The 18,530-nt window shown below is 74.0% G+C and carries 13 protein-coding genes, 1 tRNA gene and 1 pseudogene; 3 read left to right on the top strand and 12 right to left on the bottom strand.

Annotated features, from left to right (window positions below; all coding sequences use genetic code 11):
- Positions 1 to 982 precede the first annotated feature (982 nt).
- The 3 genes and pseudogenes from ACFVYI_RS40890 to ACFVYI_RS40880 form a co-directional block, all read right to left on the bottom strand.
- A pseudogene (locus ACFVYI_RS40890) lies at positions 983 to 1,375 on the bottom strand (DUF2637 domain-containing protein); the annotation flags it as partial.
- Positions 1,372 to 1,743 carry a DUF6907 domain-containing protein gene (locus tag ACFVYI_RS40885; RefSeq protein WP_387894948.1) on the bottom strand — a complete coding sequence of 124 codons (372 nt, stop codon included), beginning with the start codon at positions 1,741 to 1,743 and terminating at the stop codon, positions 1,372 to 1,374. The pseudogene ACFVYI_RS40890 and the gene ACFVYI_RS40885, both read right to left, overlap by 4 nt.
- A complete protein-coding gene (locus tag ACFVYI_RS40880; protein ID WP_387894946.1) occupies positions 1,740 to 2,042 on the bottom strand; it encodes a hypothetical protein in 303 nt (100 codons plus the stop codon). The genes ACFVYI_RS40885 and ACFVYI_RS40880 overlap by 4 nt, the downstream gene beginning before the upstream one ends.
- Positions 2,043 to 2,760: 718 nt before the next feature.
- Between ACFVYI_RS40880 and ACFVYI_RS40875 the strand changes: the two genes are divergently transcribed.
- Positions 2,761 to 3,462: a hypothetical protein gene (locus ACFVYI_RS40875; protein ID WP_387894944.1), complete on the top strand. Its 702-nt coding sequence runs from the start codon at positions 2,761 to 2,763 to the stop codon at positions 3,460 to 3,462.
- An 84-nt stretch (positions 3,463 to 3,546) separates the two neighbouring features.
- Here ACFVYI_RS40875 and holA read toward each other — a convergent pair whose 3' ends face one another.
- On the bottom strand, positions 3,547 to 4,548 hold the full coding sequence (gene holA, locus ACFVYI_RS40870) for a DNA polymerase III subunit delta (RefSeq protein WP_387894942.1): 1,002 nt from the start codon (positions 4,546 to 4,548) through the stop codon (positions 3,547 to 3,549).
- A 93-nt stretch (positions 4,549 to 4,641) separates the two neighbouring features.
- Here holA and ACFVYI_RS40865 point away from each other — a divergent pair, with 93 nt between their 5' ends.
- Complete coding sequence (locus tag ACFVYI_RS40865) at positions 4,642 to 4,935, top strand: hypothetical protein (RefSeq protein ID WP_387894941.1); 294 nt, start codon at positions 4,642 to 4,644, stop codon at positions 4,933 to 4,935.
- A 345-nt stretch (positions 4,936 to 5,280) separates the two neighbouring features.
- Here ACFVYI_RS40865 and ACFVYI_RS40860 read toward each other — a convergent pair whose 3' ends face one another.
- From ACFVYI_RS40860 to ACFVYI_RS40825, 8 genes are all read right to left on the bottom strand, one after another.
- A complete protein-coding gene (locus tag ACFVYI_RS40860; protein ID WP_387894939.1) occupies positions 5,281 to 8,013 on the bottom strand; it encodes a ComEC/Rec2 family competence protein in 2,733 nt (910 codons plus the stop codon).
- 87 nt (positions 8,014 to 8,100) lie between these two features.
- Positions 8,101 to 9,054 (bottom strand): helix-hairpin-helix domain-containing protein, encoded by a 954-nt coding sequence (locus ACFVYI_RS40855; RefSeq protein ID WP_387894938.1) that lies wholly within the window; start codon positions 9,052 to 9,054, stop codon positions 8,101 to 8,103.
- Between the two features lie 185 nt (positions 9,055 to 9,239).
- Positions 9,240 to 10,085 carry a DegV family protein gene (locus tag ACFVYI_RS40850; protein WP_387894936.1) on the bottom strand — a complete coding sequence of 282 codons (846 nt, stop codon included), beginning with the start codon at positions 10,083 to 10,085 and terminating at the stop codon, positions 9,240 to 9,242.
- Between the two features lie 44 nt (positions 10,086 to 10,129).
- The gene (locus ACFVYI_RS40845; RefSeq protein WP_387894935.1) at positions 10,130 to 10,915 is read right to left on the bottom strand and encodes a hypothetical protein; all 786 of its coding nucleotides are present in this window, start codon (positions 10,913 to 10,915) and stop codon (positions 10,130 to 10,132) included.
- A 259-nt stretch (positions 10,916 to 11,174) separates the two neighbouring features.
- Positions 11,175 to 14,081 (bottom strand): leucine--tRNA ligase, encoded by a 2,907-nt coding sequence (gene leuS / locus ACFVYI_RS40840; protein WP_387894934.1) that lies wholly within the window; start codon positions 14,079 to 14,081, stop codon positions 11,175 to 11,177.
- A gap of 208 nt (positions 14,082 to 14,289) precedes the next feature.
- On the bottom strand, positions 14,290 to 15,678 hold the full coding sequence (locus tag ACFVYI_RS40835; RefSeq protein ID WP_387894932.1) for a hypothetical protein: 1,389 nt from the start codon (positions 15,676 to 15,678) through the stop codon (positions 14,290 to 14,292).
- Between the two features lie 138 nt (positions 15,679 to 15,816).
- Positions 15,817 to 15,889: transfer RNA gene (locus ACFVYI_RS40830), tRNA-Ala, on the bottom strand.
- Between the two features lie 101 nt (positions 15,890 to 15,990).
- Positions 15,991 to 17,430 carry an MFS transporter gene (locus ACFVYI_RS40825; protein ID WP_387894931.1) on the bottom strand — a complete coding sequence of 480 codons (1,440 nt, stop codon included), beginning with the start codon at positions 17,428 to 17,430 and terminating at the stop codon, positions 15,991 to 15,993.
- A gap of 102 nt (positions 17,431 to 17,532) precedes the next feature.
- On the opposite strand from ACFVYI_RS40825, the gene ACFVYI_RS40820 reads away from it, so the two are divergent.
- Positions 17,533 to 18,438 carry a helix-turn-helix transcriptional regulator gene (locus ACFVYI_RS40820; RefSeq protein ID WP_387894929.1) on the top strand — a complete coding sequence of 302 codons (906 nt, stop codon included), beginning with the start codon at positions 17,533 to 17,535 and terminating at the stop codon, positions 18,436 to 18,438.
- The last annotated feature ends 92 nt before the right edge of the window (positions 18,439 to 18,530 follow it).

Below are 18,530 nucleotides of genomic sequence, written 5' to 3'. Positions count from 1 at the left end.
GCACCGCATTTCCGGCCGATCGTGAAGTCCCAAAACCGGACAACCTGCCTTCAAGTACGACTAGACCCACCGACGCTCGCAGAACACCCTCTCAGACGGCCATGGGTGCGGAGCGGAGCGCGTCCTGTACCCGCTGGGCACGGGCCTGGCCAATGCCGTACTCGGCACGCAGGGTACGGATCGACGGGACCGCGCCGTCGGCGAGTACACCCGAGAACCGGACCCGCGCCGCTTCAGCGAGTTCGTCGCGTTCGTCCTGCTCGGAGCCGGTGTACCCGGTGTACTCGGCTGGCTCGGGTACGTACTCGGCGTGTACCTCGGAGCGAGTACGCGCCCCCTCGGCGGCAACCGTTGCTCTCTGGGCAACGACTGCCGCGGTCCGCTTCGGCAGGGGCAGGAACTCCAGCCGTACCCGTCCCGGTGCAGGGGTGTACCCGCCGAGTACAGGCTCCGGGTACACCGGGCCGGCGGTGGGGTACGCGCCGCTGACCCCACCCGTGATCACCTTCGCGGCGCCGCGAAGATCACCAGCACCAGGGGTGTCCACCACCGTGGACGCCCCTGTCGGCACGACGCCCTCGGCGGTGTCGAGGGAGTGCACACTGTGCACCCCCTTTCCGTCCGCCGGCCGGACGTAATCGGTGGCGTCGGCCAGGCCGACCTCATCCGAGGGGGTACGCGCCGAGTGCGTACCCTTCTCGGCGGCAAGGGTCTCCATACTGTGGACACCCTTCTCGGCGGCGCCGCCAAGATGGTCCGCGTTCGTAAGGTCCCCGAGGGACCCAACCGTCAGGGGTCCCGCCGGGACCTCTGTAAGGGACGGGCTGTCCCCTACCGTCGGCAGGCCGCCCACGGTTGTGAGGGACAGGCTGTCCCTCACCCGTCCCCCTTCTTCGGCGGTCGCCGGAAAAGCCTGGTCAGAGCCCTGGCAATCTTCCCGACTCCGGGAAAAAGGCAGGTCAGACGAGGTGCCGGTACCGCTCAGCGCGTCGTGGACCTGCCGCATCAGCGCACCGAAGGCAAGGAGGGCGGCGGCCGGCGGCACCGCCGCAGTCACGTAGTCGAGCGGATCCGTTCCGGTGACTCCGGCGATGTTGAGGGCGATGGACCCGCCCGAACCGACCACGGTCAGGGCGACCGCCCACCAGTCCGTGCGCCGCGTCAGCGAGGCCCGCAGCATCAGCAGCTCGCCGGAGACGATGAACAGGTCCAGCGTCGCCGGCCACGCCCACGCCCGCGCCGGGGACGCCTTGAGCCCGTGGTCGGCGGCCACGGTGTGCAGGTGGGCATAGGACAGCCAGAACGCGGCACCGGTCAGGACCACGATCACAGCAGCGGCGGCGCCGGTCAGCCAGCGCTCGGCAGTAGTGCTCATCGGCCGGCCTCCACGCTCTGGAGCTCGGCCGCGAGGTCACGGAGCCGTCCGGCGTGCACGACCAGCTGTGCGGCCAGCATCCGGAGTCCGTCGTGGTCGAGGTGGTGCCAGCCGGTGCCGAGCAGGACCGACACCTTCACCTCGCGGTCGCCGGGGTTGGTGCTGTACGGGTACTGGCACAGGCCGGCGTCGAGGATCTGCGTTGCCCCGGAAGCAACGGAGATGGTGAGCGCGGTCTCCGGGCCTTCGTGGGCGAGGTCGACCAGGTCGAGGCCGTCCTCGTGGACGCCGAGGCACCACGGCGGGCACGGCACCGTCACCGGGCCCCGGTCGTAGGTGTGCACCGTGACGATGCGGGGCGCGGTCACAGGGCACCGTCCCCGAGGTCGCTGTACCGGCCGATGCGGGCCTGCAGGTGGACGGAGCAGGGGCCGCCGGTCAGCCGCGCGAACGCGGACGCGCCGACCAGGTCGAGGCCCTCGGCGTCCCACGGCGGGGTGCGCCGCTCCAGCCGGGCGGCCAGCCTGTAGGCCACGGCGAGGAGGACGTCCCGCGGGTCGTCGATGCTGAGGTCCATGGAGAGCATCAGCAGGTGAAGCGGGCTGGTGGCCGCGAAGTCCGGCAAGCGTCGCCGAGGGCTTGGCACGCCGGGGGTAGGGTCGTTCATCAGGTCGGACTCCCTGTCAGTGAGGGGTCCGGCTCAGGCGCCGCCCGGTGGTTGCACACCGGCCGGCGCCGTCCCGTCTCGCAGTACACATTCAGTACACATGAGGCAGGGACAAGCCGGGATTTCGCGGGACAACGCGGGATGCGTTTCCCCAGGTCAACCGGCCCATGAGCGGCATTTTCGCAGGTCAGTCAGATGCTTCGAACACACGCGGCCTGCGTTCGCCACGCGGGTGCGGTGCACAGAGATTTGCCGGAAGTGCCCGATCGTAGGCGCTTCCCCGACTGCCCGCCCGGTCCCCACCGGGCGGGCAGTCGGCGTTCGGCCCGGGTTTCCGGGCTTCGGGCTCCCGGTCTCGGCCTCGGGGCCGCTGCTCCGGGTCTGCTGTGCCTCGGGGCGGCCGCACTGCGGCGGCTGCGACTCCTGTCGCGTTCCGTGGTCCGGCCGCTATGGTCGGTCACGGCAGTTCGGGGAGCACGCTCACGGCAACCGGCCTCGCGGCGGCCGCGTCCCCCCTTCGTGGGGCCCCACCGCTGCGGGGCGACCGGCTCGTGGCAGGCACCTTCGTCGAAGCTCAGGGGGCACCATGGCGACGCCACCACCGCCACCACCACCGGCCCAGGGCGGGTCGGGGTTCGGCGGCTTTCCTCAGCAACAACCACCGACCGGGGCGACCCCGGGCTTCGGACCTCCGCCCGGGCTGCCCGCCGCACCCGGCATGCCCCCCGCCGGGGCCGCGGAGCCGAGCCGGCAGGGCAGGACGGACCGGAAGGGCGGGAACCTGCGTCGCAACGCCGTCTGGGCGTTCGTCGGCGCCGTCCTCGCCTCGGCCGCCTGGTCCGGTGCCGTGGCCCTCGTCCCACGGATCGTCGACGGCGGCTCCTCCGCGCAGAGCCTGCACGGCTACCACGCCGTCGACAAGCTCTGCGACGCGGGCAAGCTCACCGCGTTCAACCAGAAGTACCGCATGGTCGACAACTACCCGCTGCAGCACACGGGTCGGTCCGACTCCATGGACATCATGCGGTGCTACGCACTGGTCAAGCGGGCGGTCAGCGGGAGCGACGTCGCGGACTACGCCACCCTCGACATCCGCACGGAACTGCACAAGGCCGTCGACTCCGCACCCGAATTCGCCGCCACCCGCGGCTACTTCGAGCAGCAGAAGTACGAGATCACCGATGTCCCGAACCTCGGCCAGGAGGCCTACTTCGCCTACGGCGACGAGCCGACCAGCTCCGACCAGTCCTTCCACGACATCAACTACTACCTGCAGGTCCGGGACGGGGGCATGACGTACTCACTCTTCTGGACCGACAACTATCAGGTCGGCAAGAACACCACGCTCGACCGCGAGAGCGTCCGCCGGGCGATGCTCGACGACACCCGGGACATCCTCAAGGCGATCGGCGGCTCGTAGCGGCCGGGCGCGAGACCGTCTGGGGCGGCGAGGCCGTCAGGCGGCGACATCGGGTGGCAGCGGGACCGTCGGGGTCCCGCAGGCTCAGTAGGAGCGCGGCCCGGAGCCGGCGCGGGCGGCCCGGGCGACGGCCACCACGGCCCGCTCCAGCGCGAAGGCGGGGTCGTCGGAGCCGCCCTTGACGGCGGCGTCCGCCTGCGCGATCGCCGTCAGGGCGGTGGCCACGCCGTCGCCCGTCCAACCGCGCATCTGCTGGCGGACACGCTCGACCTTCCACGGCGGCATCCCCAACTCGCGCGCGAGGTCGGCCGGGCGCATGTTCCGCCCGGTGGTCGCCAACCGGCCGATGCTGCGGACCCCGGACGCCAGCGCGTACGTGATACCGGTCGGCGGCTGCCCCACGGCGAGCGCCCAGCGCAGCCGCTCCAGTGCCTCGGCGGCCCGGCCGGTGACCGCGAGGTCCGCCACCTCGAAGCCGGTGGCCTCGGCCCGGCCGCTGTAGTAGCGGGCCACCACCGTCTCGTCGATGGTGCCCTCGACGTCCGAGGTGAGCTGGCTGCACGCGGCCGCCAGCTCACGGAGGTCGCTGCCGAGCGCGTCCAGCAGCGCCTGGCACGCCTCCGGGGTGGCCGATCGCCCGAGCGTCCGGAACTCGCCCTTCACGAACGCCAGCCGCTCCGACGCCTTCGCCAGCTTCGCGCACGCGACCTCCCGGCCGCCGGCCTTCCGTCCGGCGTCCAGCAGGCCCTTGCCCTTGGCGCCGCCCGCGTGCGCCAACACCACGATCACTTCTTCGGCCGGGGCCTCGATGTACGCCTTGAGCTCCTTGACGGAGTCGGCGGAGAGGTCCTGGGCGGCCCTGACCACGATGACCTTGCGCTCGGCGAACAACGAGGGCGTGGTCAGCTCGGCGAGGCTGCCCGGCTGCAACGTCCCGGGGGGCAGATCCCGCACATCGGTGTCCGGATCCGCCGCCTTCGCCGCCGCCACCACCTGGGCGACCGCGCGGTCGATCAGCAGCTCCTCCTGGCCGACCGCGAGGGTCAGCGGGGCGAGCAGGTCGTCGGGTGCACTCTTCCTGGCCATCGCCTACCAGCATCCCACGGGGCGCGGACACTCCCGCCCGGGTGGGAGGGGGGCAGGCGCCGACCGCCGGACCGCTCCCGCAAGAATGGTCCGGTGACCGAAGACCTCGCCATCGACCAGCCGGACGACTTCAACCCGAGTGCCCGGCAGCTCCTCGTGCTTCCCGACCGCGACGCCGCCGAAGAGGCCACAGAGGAGCTCAGCGCCAACCACCCCGACCTCGGCGAACTCGAAATCGTCCGGGACGCCCTCGCCGGCGAGGACGACGCCGAGGACGCCCAATGGCTCGTGGTCGTGGAACCTCCCGAGGACGGCTGGACGCCGGGCCTCCTGCGCGCGCTGGACGCCGTCGCCACCGAGCACGAGGGCTGGCGCGAGGAGGGCTGACCCTCGGGCCCTCCGCCGGCCCTCCGGTGGCCCGGCCGCTGGCCCGGCCCGACCCGGCCACCGCGCGTCGCCCTCCGGCAACGCCGACGTCCGCGGCTCGCGGAGTGGGAATTCGGACGGGCCGACTTCCCACTCCGCGGGGCTGGCCTTCCGGCCCCGCGCCGGGAGGCCGGCGTCGGGGTGGGCGAGTAGCCGGACTCTTCTCTGCGCCGGCCCGGGCGGTGCCGGGGCCGGCGCATCATCTTGGCCCCCGCCCCCGCCCCCGCCCGCCCCTCCCTCTCGCCCTCCCCACCCTTCCCCTCCTCCCTGGTGGGGAGGGCGAGAGCAAGGCAGCGGGGGACGCGCTCAGGCCGGCGGGCCGCGCGGCCCGCCGGCCGAGCCCGCGCCGGGGAGGACACCGGCCGCCCGCGGACCGTGCGCCTCCTGCGGGTGAACGACGGCACCGAGGCGGCGCGAGGCGTCGCCGATGACCGCGATGTCCCCGGACCGGTCCGTACGCAGCACCGTCGCACCGAGTGACCGCAGGCGATCGACCGTCCTCGCCGACGGGTGGCCGTACGGGTTGCCCTCGCCGCAGGAGATCAGCGCCAACCGAGGGCGCAACGCCGCAGCCAAATCCCAGTCCTGGTGCGCCGACCCGTGATGGGCCACCTTCAGCACGTCCACCTCGACCCCACCTCCCCATCTCCCCAGCAGTGCCGACTGCGCCGGCGGTTCGAGATCACCCAACAGAGCCAGCCGCAGTCCGCCCACAAGCGTCACCAGCAACGCGACGCTGGCGTTGTTGGCGCCTGGTGCCTCCGGGGGCAGTTCCGCCTCCGGCCAGACCACCTGCCAGGACAACCCCGGCCCGGCAACCCGTCGTTCACCCCGCCGGGCCCGCAGCAGCGGGATGCCGGCCGCCGCCGCCCACCCGGACACCCGGGCCGCCTCGCCCGGAGGGTCGTTCACGCTCGTCCCCTCGATCGCCCCGACGGCACGACCTCGCAGCACCCCCGGGACACCCTCCACGTGATCGGCGTGGAAGTGCGTCACCAACAGGAGCGGGATCCGGGTGATCCCGAGATCGCGCAGACAGCGATCGGCCGCCTGCGGATCCGGACCGGCGTCGACCACCACCGCGCTGTCCGGGGCCGCATCACCGTCCGAAGCCACCGGCAGCACCAGCATGTCGCCCTGCCCCACATCGCACATGACCAGCCGCCACCCGGGCGGCGGCCAACCGGTCGCGAGCCGGGTGAGCACGGGCGGGCGCAGGAGCACGGCCAGCAGGACGAGGAAGAGGAGGCCCGCGACCACCGGCCGGATCCAACCGCCCGGAGCGCGGCGACCGTTCGCCCCGGCGCGCCGGGGCAGCAGCAGCGGGACCGCCCAGCACATCGCCACGGTGGCCAGGGCGAGCGTCACCGTGCCGAGAAGCCCGCCCGGCCAGGAGATCCGAGCCCCCGGCAGCTCCGCCCCGTGCCGGGCCACCGCGGCCAGCCAGCCCACCGGGAGTCCGGCCGCCTCCGCGAGCCACCGGGCCAGGGTCGGGGAGACCGGCTCCAGCACGAGCACCGCGAAGCCCAGCAGCGTCGCCGGGGCCACCGCCAGCTCGGCCAGCAGATTGCACGGAACGGCGACCAGGCTGATGTGTCCGGACAGCACCACCGTCACGGGCGCGCAGAGTGCCTGAGCCGCGGCCGTCGCCGCGACGGCGGCCGCCGGACGGTGCGGCCAGCCCCGCGCCCGCAGGCCCTGCGCCCAGTGCGGGCCGAGCACCAGGAGGCCAGCGGTCGCGAGCACCGAGAGGAGGAAGCCGAACGACCGTGCGAGGTAGGGGTCGAGGAGCACCAGGAGCAAGGCGGTGCCGGCCAGCGCGGGCACCGCCTGTCGAGGCCGGCCGGTGGCGAGCGCGAGCAGTCCGATCAGGCCCGTGCCGGCGGCCCGCAACACGCTGGGCTCGGGTCGGCAGACGGTGACGAAGGCCAGCGTGACGACCGTGCCGATCAGCGCGGTGGTGCGCAGCGGGATCCCGAACCAGGCTGCCAGGCCTCGCCGTTCGGGGGTGCCGGCCAAGCCGGGGGTACCGAGCAGGACGCCCAGGACGATCGCGAGGTTCGCCCCGCTGACCGCGACCAGGTGCGCCATGTCGGTGGCCCGGAAGGCGTCCAGGAGGTCTCCGGGCAGACGCGAGGTGTCCCCGACCACCAGGGCCGGAAGCAGTCCTCGCACGTCCGGCGGGAGGTCGTCGCCTGCTGCCCGCAGGCCCGCCCGCAACCGGCCGGCGACCCGCTGCGGCGCGCTGGGCGGCGCGAGTTCCCGCGGCGGCCCGTGCGCGATCAGCAGCGCGGCCGACTCGTCGCCGTGCCCCTCCCCCGCGGGGCGGACATCGGCTTCGACGGCGACACGGGCCGACGGGAGCAGCTGTTGCCACCCGCCGATGTCCGGCCCTCGCGCCAAAAGCGTCACCGGTGTCCGCACCCTGGTCACCCCGACACCGGTCGTCGCCGTGCCGGATGCGCCGCCGCCGGGGGCGGAGCCCTCCGGCACCGCGCCCGGCGGGACGGTGACCTGGTCCACTACCGCGTCGACGGTGAGGACGGCCTGCCCGGCGGCCGTCCCCCTGGTGCGGGAGGTGTGGGTTCGCGGGTCGCCGGTGATGGTCAGCTCGACGCTCACCTCCGGCGCGGGGCCCGCGGCACGAGCCAACCCGGGCAACGGCCCCCGGTGGAGGTCGGCGGTGTGGAGCATGGTCGCGGTGGTGGCCGCCGCACCGGTGAGCAGGACGGCGGCGAGCGTCACGGCAGCACCGCGACGGCTCCGCACGCCCGGGCCGGCCAGCAGGAGGAGGGCGAGCAGGACGGCCAGGCCTGCCGCCGACGACAGCAGGAGGCCGTGGCCGGGACCCAGCCGGAGGACCGCCGCCGTGACCAGCCACGCCGCGACGGCGGGGAGGAGGAGCCGAAGGTCGCCGGGCGGCCGGTGAGGCGCGGCGGCGGGCCCCTCGGCGACGGCAGTGGTGGCGGTGGCGATGACGGCACCTCCCTTCCGGGGAGCGGCGGACTGGTCGGTCAGGTACGTGCACCGGACGAGCACGAGCAGGCGGCAGCCAGGAGAAGCCGCGGGCGGGCAGGGTGGCCGGGCGGGCCAGGCGGACCGGGCCACGCACGGGTGGCGGGCGGGTCAGAGGGTGAGCATCGGCCGGATCTCCGCGTAGGTACGGTCGCCGATGCCGCTGACCTGCCGGAGCTGGTCGAGGGAGCGGAACGATCCGTGCGACGCGCGGAAGGCGATGATGCGCTGCGCCAACGTGGGACCGACGCCGGGGAGTGTGTCGAGCTGTTCGAGGGTCCCGTGGTTCAGACTGACCGGCTGCTTCGGCCCGGCGACCCCGGCCGGCCCACCTCCTGCCCCACCCCCTGCCCCGGCGGCAGAATCCGGCCCAGGCTCGCCGACGAGGATCTGCTCACCGTCCGTCAGCACCCGGGCCAGGTTGAGGCCCTTGGTCTCCGTGTCCGGCAACGGTCCACCGGCCACGCGCAGCGCATCGGCCACTCGGGAGCCACCGGGCAGGGTGTGGACGCCGGGCGCGTGCACCCGGCCGCCGATGTCGATCACCACGACGGTGCGCGCGTCGCCGCCCCCGGGAGCGGGCAGGGCGGCGCCGGTGGCGACCTCCGGTGTACCCGTGGCCGCCTCCCCCGGCTCCGCCGGGGCAACTGCCACCGCCGGCACCGCGACCGATTGCGGCCGCGCCAGCCAGAAGTGCTGCACGCCGTAGCCCACCGCGAGCAGCAGCAGGACGACCAGCCCCGCCACGGCCCGCCGGTCGAGCATCACCGAGGGGCCGAGACGCCATCGCGCTCCGCCCGGCCCGGCGGACCCGACTCCGTCAGGCGGCACGCCTTCGACCGCCACACCACCGACCACATCGTTCGGGGCATCACTCTCCACGCCACCCGGCCCGTCACCGAACGGCGAACCCCCGTGCGGCGACGGCCCGGTGGGCGGCCCGGTGGCTGACGGCTCCGCCGCGCCGCTCGCCCCCTCGGCCGCCGGCAGCAACGCCGCCAACCGCAATCGCGCGGTCTCACCGACCCTCTGGCGCTTCACCGCGCCGATGTTCGTGCTCGTCATGCGGAGCACGCTAGGAGCCGTCCAGTGCGTGCGGGGAAATGTGCGAAACCCTGTGGAAAAACCCGGGGTTGTGGATAACTCGGATCGCTCGCACGAGTGAGTCATGCTCGTCGAAGTTGACTGTCCGTCCGCCGGGGCCCTTCTCGGCACCCCGCCCGCCCACCTCGATACCGGGGTGTCCCGCCTCAGCGCGGCGAGACCACCACCGCCAGCAGCCCCGGTCCGACATGCGCACCGATCACCGCGCCCACCTCGCCCACGTACAGCTCCCGCAGGCCGGGGATCCGCCCCCGCAGGCGCTCCGCGAGCGGCTCGGCCCGGTCCTCCGCCGCCAGGTGGTGAACGGCGATGTCGACCTCGCGCTCCCCCGCCTGCTCGACCGCGATCTCCTCCAGCCGCGCGATCGCCCGGGACGCCGTCCGGACCTTCTCCAGCGGCTCGATGCGCCCGCCGTGCAGGTGCAGCAGCGGCTTCACCGCCAGCGCCGACCCGAGCAGCGCCCGGGCAGCCCCGATCCGGCCGCCCCGGCGCAGGTACTCAAGGGTGTCCACGTAGAAGAATCCGCTGGTCCCCGCCGTCCGCCCGATGACGGCCGCGGCCACCTCGTCCAGCTGCCGCCCGGCCGCGATCGCCTCGGCCGCCGCCAGTACGCCGTACCCGAGGGCCATGCCGACCAGCCGGCTGTCCACCACGCGCACCGGGACGGGGGCCTCGGCGGCCGCGAGCCGGGCCGCCTCCGCGGTGCCGGACAGCTCACCGGAGATGTGCACCGAGACGATCCCCTTCGCGCCGGCCTCGGCGGCGGCCCGGTAGGCGGCGGCGAAGGCCTCGGGGCTCGGCCTGGAGGTCGTCACCCGCTGCTTGCCGCGCAGCGCCTCGGCGACGTCCTTGGGCGAGATCTCCACGCCCTCCGCGAGGACCGTGTCACCGACCGCGACGCTCAGCGGCACCACGGCGATCCCGTGACGGTCGACGGCCTGCTGGGGCAGATAGGCCGTGGAATCGGTGACAAGTGCGAGGTCGGCGGGCATGAGCCGGAGGTTACTCCGCGCCCGGCCAGGATGACAGCGCCCGATCAGCCCGCCGTCGGCCCGGCCGACGGCTTGCGCAGCCGGTCCGCCAGCCGCGCCAGCGGGTCGGTCAGCCCCAGCACCTCCTCGGCGCTCGGCCGCGCGCCCCTTCCGTCCGTCAGCCCGGCCCGCCGCGTCGCCTCCGCGCCGGCCGCCCCCGTACCCGTACCCGACACCCCACCGGCACCGGACGCACCGGCGGCGGCGCTACCGGCGGCGGAGCCCCCCACGCCCCCCGAGGTGTCCCAGTGCCGCAGCGCGCCCGCCTCGCTCTCGCACTCCTGGCCGAGCCGGCTCAGCTCGTCGTCGGCGAAGCGGTGCATCCGGTCCTGGGCGGCCCAGCGCATGGTCTCGGCGGAGTGGGTGATCCGTTCGGCCCGCTCCCGCAGCTCGGGCAGCTTGGCCGCGATCCGGCCCTGGTCCGGCTCGCGCTCCAGGATCCGCAGCTCGCCGTCCAGCTCCGCCGCATGGGTGTCCAGCCGCCGCAGCAGGGCGAGCGCCTCGCCGAGCTGGCCGTCCTGGGCCAGGCCGCTCTCCAGGACCTGGCGCGTGCCGTCCAGGGAGGTCCGCAGCTTCAGCCGGACGGCCGAGATCTGGCCCTGCGGGCCGGGCTTGGCGTAGGTCTTCGCCTTGAGCGTCACGTTCTCGACCGCGCGCCGGGCGTTGGCCTCGTGCCGCTCCACCTTCGTGGCGACCGCCTTCGCCGCCTTGACCGTCCCGACCACCGCCAGTACCAGCACCGCGAGCCCGAAGAGCAGGGCCAGGCCGACCATCACGCCGAGCGCTTCCATCACGAGCCACCTTCCGTCAGCCGAACCGGCCCCCACCGGGCCCAACGCGGGCCGGCCCGCCGAGGGTTCCACGGTAACCGCCCGAGCGGCGCCGGGGGCAGGCCGAACGGGCCCGGTTCGCGGAGATCAGGGACAGATGGGGGATCTCCCCGAGAAGGGTCCCGGAAACGCCGAAGGGCGGGCGCCCCGAAGGACACCCGCCCGAACCGGCGAAGAACCACCCGACCGGCGAACAACCACCCTGCCGAACAGCCGGTCGTCAGCCGGTGACGATGTTCACCAGCTTCGGCGCCCGCGCGATCACCTTGCGCACCGGCGCGTCCCCGATCGCCGCGACGACCGCGGGATCGGCCAGCGCCAGCGCCTCCAGCTCGGCGTCGGAGATCGTGGGCGCGACCTCCAGCCGGGCCTTGACCTTGCCCTTGATCTGCACGACGCAGGTGACCGCCTCGTCCACCACGTACGCCGGGTCGGCGACGGGGTAGTCGGTGTGGGCCAGCGACTCGCCGTGGCCCAGCCGGCGCCACAGCTCCTCGGCGATGTGCGGGGCCAGCGGGGCGACCAGCAGGACCAGCTGCTCGGCGACCGGTCGCGGCGTGGAGCCGCGCTTCACCAGGAAGTTGTTCAGTTCGATCGCCTTGGCCACGGCCGTGTTGAAGCGCAGCGCGGCCATGTCGCCGCGGACGCCGTCGATGGCCTTGTGCAGCGCACGCAGCGTCGCCTCGTCCGGCGCCTCGTCCGTGACGACCAGCTCGCCGGTCGCCTCCGAGACGATGTTGCGCCACAGCCGCTGCAGGAAGCGGTACGAGCCGACCACGGCGCGGGTGTCCCACGGGCGGGAGACGTCCAGCGGGCCCATCGACATCTCGTACAGGCGCAGCGTGTCGGCGCCGTACTCGTCGGCGATCTCGTCCGGGGCGACGGCGTTCTTCAGGGACTTGCCCATCTTGCCGGCCTCGCGCTTGACCGGCTCGCCCTCCCAGAAGTACCCGCCGTCGCGCTCCTCGACCTCGGTGGCGGGCACCGGGAAGCCGCGCTCGTCGCGGTAGACGTCCGCGGTGATCATGCCCTGGTTGAACAGCTTGTGGAACGGCTCGACCGAGGAGACGTGGCCCAGGTCGTGCAGCACCTTGTGCCAGAAGCGCGCGTACAGCAGGTGCAGCACGGCGTGCTCGGCACCGCCGACGTACAGGTCGGCGCCGCCGCCGGGCTTCTCGGCCGTCGGGCCCAGCCAGTACTGCTCGTTGGCCGGGTCGACGACCCGCGCGCCGTTCGACGGGTCGATGTAGCGCAGCTCGTACCAGCACGAACCGGCCCAGTTGGGCATGGTGTTGGTCTCGCGGCGGTACGTCTTCGGACCGTCACCCAGGTCCAGCTCGACGTTGACCCAGTCCTCGTTGCGCGACAGCGGGGTCTTCGGCGAGGAGGTCGAGTCGAACGGGTCGTAGGTGTGCGGCGAGTAGTCGTCCACCTCGGGGACCTCGACCGGCAGCATCGACTCGGGCAGCGCGTGCATCACGCCGTCCTCGTCGTAGACGATCGGGAAGGGCTCGCCCCAGTACCGCTGGCGGCTGAACAGCCAGTCGCGCAGGCGGTAGTTGACGGTTCCCTCGCCGATGCCGCGCTCGGCCAGCCAGGCGGTGACGGCGGCCTTGGCGTCGACGACGCTCAGACCGTCCAGGGAGATGCCGTTCTCGGCGGCCACGTCGTCGGCGGAGTGCGCCGAGTTGACGATCACCGAGTCGTAGGTGTCGAAGGCGTCGTCCCAGGTGTGCGGGTCCTCGTCGCGGCCGTCGGTCGGCTTGACGACGCAGCGCATCGGCAGCGCGAAGGCGCGGGCGAACGCGAAGTCGCGGTGGTCGTGGGCCGGGACGGCCATGATGGCGCCGGTGCCGTAGCCCATCAGCACGTAGTCGGCGATGAAGACCGGGACGGGCTCGCCGCTGACCGGGTTGACGGCGTAGGCGCCGGTGAAGACGCCGGTCTTGACCTTGGCCTCGACCTGGCGTTCCACGTCGGACTTCGCGGCGGCGGTCGCGCGGTAGGCGGCGACGGCCTCGGCCGGGGTGGCGGCGCCGCCGGTCCACTCCTCACGGGTGCCGGCGGGCCAGGCGGCCGGCACGATCGAGTCGACCAGGCCGTGCTCGGGGGCCAGCACCATGTAGGTGGCGCCGAACAGGGTGTCGGGCCGGGTGGTGAAGACGGTGATCCGCTGGTCCCCGGGGGCCGCGAAGTCGACGCGCGCGCCCTCGGAGCGGCCGATCCAGTTGCGCTGCTGCAGCTTGATGGCCTCGGGCCAGTCCAGCAGGTCCAGGTCGGAGATCAGCCGGTCCGAGTAGGCGGTGATCCGCATCATCCACTGGCGCAGGTTCGACTTGAACACCGGGAAGTTGCCGCGCTCGGAGCGGCCGTCCGCGGTGACCTCCTCGTTGGCCAGCACGGTGCCCAGCCCGGGGCACCAGTTGACCGGCACCTCCTTGGCGTACGCCAGCCGGTACTCGCCCAGCAGTTCGTCGCGCTCGGCGGCGGACAGCTCCGACCACGCCCGGCCGCCCGGCACCTCGCGGGAGCCGTCCGCGAAGCCGGCGATCAGCTCGGCGATCGGACGGGCCCGGCCGGCCTCCTCGTCGTACCAGGAGTTGAAGATCTGCAGGAAGATCCACTGGGTCCAGCGGTAGTACTCCGGGTCGATCGTGGAGATCGAACGGCGGGGGTCGTGGCCCAGGCCCAGCCGGCGCAGCTGCTGGCGCATGTTGGCGATGTTGGCCTCGGTGGAGACCCGCGGGTGGGTGCCGGTCTGCACCGCGTACTGCTCGGCGGGCAGGCCGAACGCGTCGTAGCCCAGCGTGTGCAGCACGTTGTGGCCGGTCATCCGCTGGTAGCGGGCGAAGACGTCGGTGGCGATGTAGCCCAGCGGGTGGCCGACGTGCAGGCCCGCGCCCGAGGGGTACGGGAACATGTCCATGATGAAGCTGTGCGGCTTCGCGGAGACGTCGCCGGCGGTCGGGTCGGCCAGGTCGCCGGCCGGGTTGGGGGCGCTGAACGTCCCTTCCTTCTCCCAGATGTCCTGCCAGCGGGACTCGATCTCCGCCGCCAGGGTGGCGCTGTACCGGAACGGCTCGGTTGCGGCCTCGGCCGCGCCGGAAGCAGGGGTCGTCTCGCTCATGGTCCTTCAGGCTCCATCGATGTCAGTGGGCGAACCGGGCACAGGGCCGGGCGCGACACGAAAGGCGGCGGAAAACAAAAAAGCCCCTCGCAGGAGGGGATGCCACGCCGACTCCGGCGCCCGCCCTGGGGCGCGGCCGGTCCTGGTCAGCGCGGCCGGCTAAGGAGCAGGCGCACGGTTCGCATGGGCTCAGGGTACCGCAAGGGGCTCAGGCCTCCTCCGGTGATATCGACCGGGAGGCCGCGTCGAAGTCGCGCAGCGCGCGGGCGACCCGCTCGGACTGCATCCCGGCCGCCAGGGCGCGCGCCCGGTCGGCCGTGTCGGCGGCCTCCCGGAGGCGTCCGGTGCGGCGCTGGGAGTCCGCCAGCCGGACCATCAGCAGCGCCCTGGCCCGTGCCCGGCCGGGGCCGAGCCCGGCCACCGCCTCGGTGAGCAGGGCCTGGGCGCTCCGGTGGTCACCGAGGTGCAGGTAGCCCTCCCCCACCATGCCGGCGAGGTCCGCCCGGGCCTGCGCCACCTCCGCGCCCGTGCGCCCGCCCACCGCACGCCCCGCGTCGGCGCCGGCGGCCGGACCCGCCGCCGCCCCAGCACCACTCGACCCCACGAACGCCCCGCCCAGCTCGGCGAACGCCCGCCCGGCCGCCGCCGCGATCTCCTCCGGCTCGCCGCGCCGCCCGTACGCACGGGCCATCCGGCCGAGCTGCAGGGCCCGGTCGACCGGGCCGAGCGCGTCCCCCGCCGCCTCCAGCACCCCGGCGAGCACGGTGACCGCGTCCAGCCCCCGCCCTCCCCCGCCCTGGGTGGCCAGCACCACCAGGCAACCGACCACCCCCACGCCGAGCCGGGGGTCCCCGCTGAGGTGCGCGGCGCGCAGCGCGGCCACGAACGCCCGCTGGGCCGCCGCCTCGTGCCCGAGGTCGTACGCGGCCCAGCCCGCCAGCCGGGCCAGCCGGCTCGCCGTGCCGTACAGCGCGCGGCCGAGTTCCTCGTCGTACCCGCCGAGTTCCAGCAGTTTGGCGACCATGGCCAGCTCGGCCCGGGCCGGCCCGAGCACCAGGCCGCCTCCGCAGGCCCGCTCCAGCCGCAGCTTGCTCCGGTAGGAGAGCCGGAGCTCCCCGACCAGCGCGGGGTCGATCCGCAGCGCACCCTCGCCACCGCCGACGGGCGGCGGCGGGGTGGCCAGTCGGCCGGCGGCCTGGTCGAGGTCGGCGCCGCGGAACAGGTCGGTGAGCCGGACCGGTCCGGCGTCGGTGGCCGCCTCGCGCAGCGCGGTCTGCGCGGTGTCGGCCGTCCACGGGTCGCTGAGCAGCCGCGGCGAGAGGATCTTGGCCCCCCGGTTGCCGCCCATCCGGCCCCAGAGCTGCTCGTAGGTGACGGCGATGCCGAGCGTGCGGCTGAGCACCTCGCAGACCGTCTGGTCGTGCGGGCTGCGCGGGACCATGCCCCGGTCGCGCCACTTGTACGGGGCGGTGGAGCTGATCGCCAGACCGGGCGGCAGGGTGAGGTTCACCTCGCGGGCCAGGCGCTCCGGGTTCCAGCCGAGCTGGTGCAGTATCCGGGCCAGCTCCTCGTTGCGTCTGCGTTCCAGATCGGCCATGGCACGACGGTAGCGGTCCCCCGGGGCCGGCCGCCGAGCCGTTCGGAAACTCCCGGGCCGCCCGGCGCCGAGCCGTCACGGCGGTCCGGGAAACACCGAGGGCCGCCTCCCGGAACGGGAGACGGCCCTCGACTGCTGTGGAGCTACGGGGAATTGAACCCCGGACCTCTTGCATGCCATGCAAGCGCTCTACCAACTGAGCTACAGCCCCTTGACCTGCGTTGTCACCGGAGGTTTCCTGCGGTTTCCCTCGGCGACATCGACTACTTTACACGGTCGAAGGGGTGCTCCACGAATCCGTTACCGGAGGTACTACCCGGCCGTCGGACGGGTGCGGGCCGCGAAGGCCGCGCCGAGGCCGACGATGCCCGCGATGGCGGCGGTGGTCACCAGCAGGGCGTGCCCGGAGTCCCCGGCCGCCGCCGGCAGATCGACCCCGCCGAGGAAGACCGAGCCGAGCACCGCGACCCCGACCACCTGGCCGAGCTGGACGACCGTCACCATCACACCGCTGGCGTCCGCCGCGTCCGCCGGGGCGACGCCGCCCAACGCCCGGGCGAACAGCGGCGAGTACGAGCAGCCGGCGACGAGGCCGAGCCCGGCCATCAGCACCAGCGCCGCCGGGCCGATCTCGGCGCCGCCGCCGAGCAGCACCCCGAGCAGCAGGTAGCCGGGGGCCAGCAGGAGGGCGCCGAGCAGCGGCAGGACGCCGTGCAGCCGGCCGGGCAGCCGCTGCCAGTGCAGGCTGGAGAAACCGAAGCCGAGCGCCACCGGCGCCGAGCAGAGACCGGCGCGCAGCGCGCTGTGCCCGAGACCGGACTGCTGGTGCAGGGCGAAGGCGAACAGGAAGCCCGCGAAGGCCGCCATGATCATGAAGATCGCGCCCGCCGCCGGGCGCAGTCCGGCCGCCCGCAGCACCCGGCCGGTGATCAGCGGCTGACCGCCGCGCCGGGCGATCCGCCGCTCGACCACCGCGAACAGGCCGAACAGTGCCGTGCCGGCGGCGAGCATCACCCAGCCCCAGGCGGGCCAGCCCAGTTCGCGGCCGAGCACCAGCGGCACCACCAGCAGCCCGAGGGCCGCGCCGAGCACCACCAGGCCGGGGAGGTCGAAGCCGCGCTCGCGGTCGCCCGGCAGGCTCGGCAGCAGCCGGGCACCGGCCGCCAGCAGCGTCAGCCCGATCGGCACGTTGACCAGGAAGACCGGGCGCCAGCCCGTCCCGAACAGGTCGGCGCTGACCAGGAGGCCGCCGAGCACCTGGCCGACCGCCAGGCCCCCGGCCAGCACCGCCGAGTAGAGGCCGAGCGCCCTGGTCCGGGCGGCGCCGGTGAAGGTCTGCTGCACCAGGCTCATCACCTGCGGCACCATCAGGGCCGAGCCCGCGCCCTGGAGCAGCCGGAAGGCGATCAGCCAGCCGGTGGCCGGCGCGAGGCCGCAGGCCAGCGAGGCGGCGGTGAAGGCGGCCAGGCCCAGCTGGAACAGCCGGCTGTAGCCGTAGCGGGCGCCGAGCCGGGCGCCGGTGATGAGCAGCACCGCGTAGGCGATGGTGTAGCCGGCGATGACGAGCTGGAGGGCCGCACCGGAGGCGTGCAGGTCGGTGCGGATGGTCGGCACCGCGACGTTCACGATGGAGACGTCCAGGATGGCCATGAACTGGCCGCAGAGCAGGAGGGCGAGGAGCAGCCCGGGCCTGGTGGCCGAGCCGCTGGTGGTGCGGCCGGCCACGCCGGGCCGGATCTGAAGGTCCGTCATGGCCCCAGCGTGCCGCGCGCCCGGTACTGGTGGTTAGAGCCTGCCGATCCTGGTACTGGCAGCACCTGTTTCGGCCGCCCGGTCTGCGGCACGATGGCGGGTATGACCGTCCTGGACGACCGCACCGCCACCGTTGTCGGGCCGCGCCGGCAGGACCGCCGCCGCACCGAGCTGGCCGGCTTCCTCAAGGCCTGCCGGGCCCGGGTCACCCCGGAGGAGGTCGGTCTGCCGCCGGGGCTGCGCCGCCGTACGCCGGGGCTGCGCCGGGAGGAGGTGGCGCAGCTCTCCGGGGTCGGCGTCACCTGGTACACCTGGCTGGAGCAGGGGCGGCCGATCAACGCCAGCGAGCAGGTGCTGGCGGCGGTGGCCCGGACGCTGCGGCTGGACGACACCGAGCGCGAGCACCTGTTCCGGCTTGCGGGGGTGTCCGCGAGCCCGAGCGCCCAGCCCGATCCGCCGGTCCTCGACCCGTCCACCCAGGCCATCCTGGACGCGCTCGCGCCGCTGCCTGCCGCGGTCTCCAACACCCGGTTCGACGTGCTGATGTACAACCGGTCGTACGAGTCGCTGTTCGGGACGAACCGGACCGCCACGCCCAGCGGGCGGTTCAACAGCATCTGGTGCACGCTCCTCATGCCGCCGTGCTGCAACCCGTTCCTGAACCGTGCGGAGGCGCTGCCTCGGATGGTGGCGGTGCTGCGGGCCTCGTACGGCAAGCACGTCGGCGAGCCGGCCTGGGAGGAGCACGTGCAGGGGCTGTCGGCGAAGAGCGAGCTGTTCCGGGGCCTCTGGGCCCGGCAGGAGGTGGCGCCGCCGGAGACCTCGCTGCGGGTGTTCCGGCACCCGGAGGTCGGGGTGCTTCGGCTCAACGCCTCGTACCTGACGCTGCCCGGGGTGCCCGAGACCTATGTGGTGGTCTACCTCCCGGAGGGGCCGGGGGACCGCGCGCGGATCGAGGAGCTCGCCGCCCTGCCGCCCGGCGGCTGGCTGAACAGCTGCCACTCCTGAGCGCCCGCCGGGGCCAGGGCACCCGGCGACGGGAAGGGCGGAAACGCAGAAGGGGGGCCCCACGGGGGGGGGGGGGGCGGGGGCGTGTTTGG

The organism is Kitasatospora sp. NPDC058218, from assembly GCF_042882445.1.
GTDB lineage: Bacteria > Actinomycetota > Actinomycetes > Streptomycetales > Streptomycetaceae > Kitasatospora.
The sequence above is the reverse complement of the archived record's forward strand: the minus strand, read 5'-3'. Positions and strand labels throughout refer to the sequence as shown.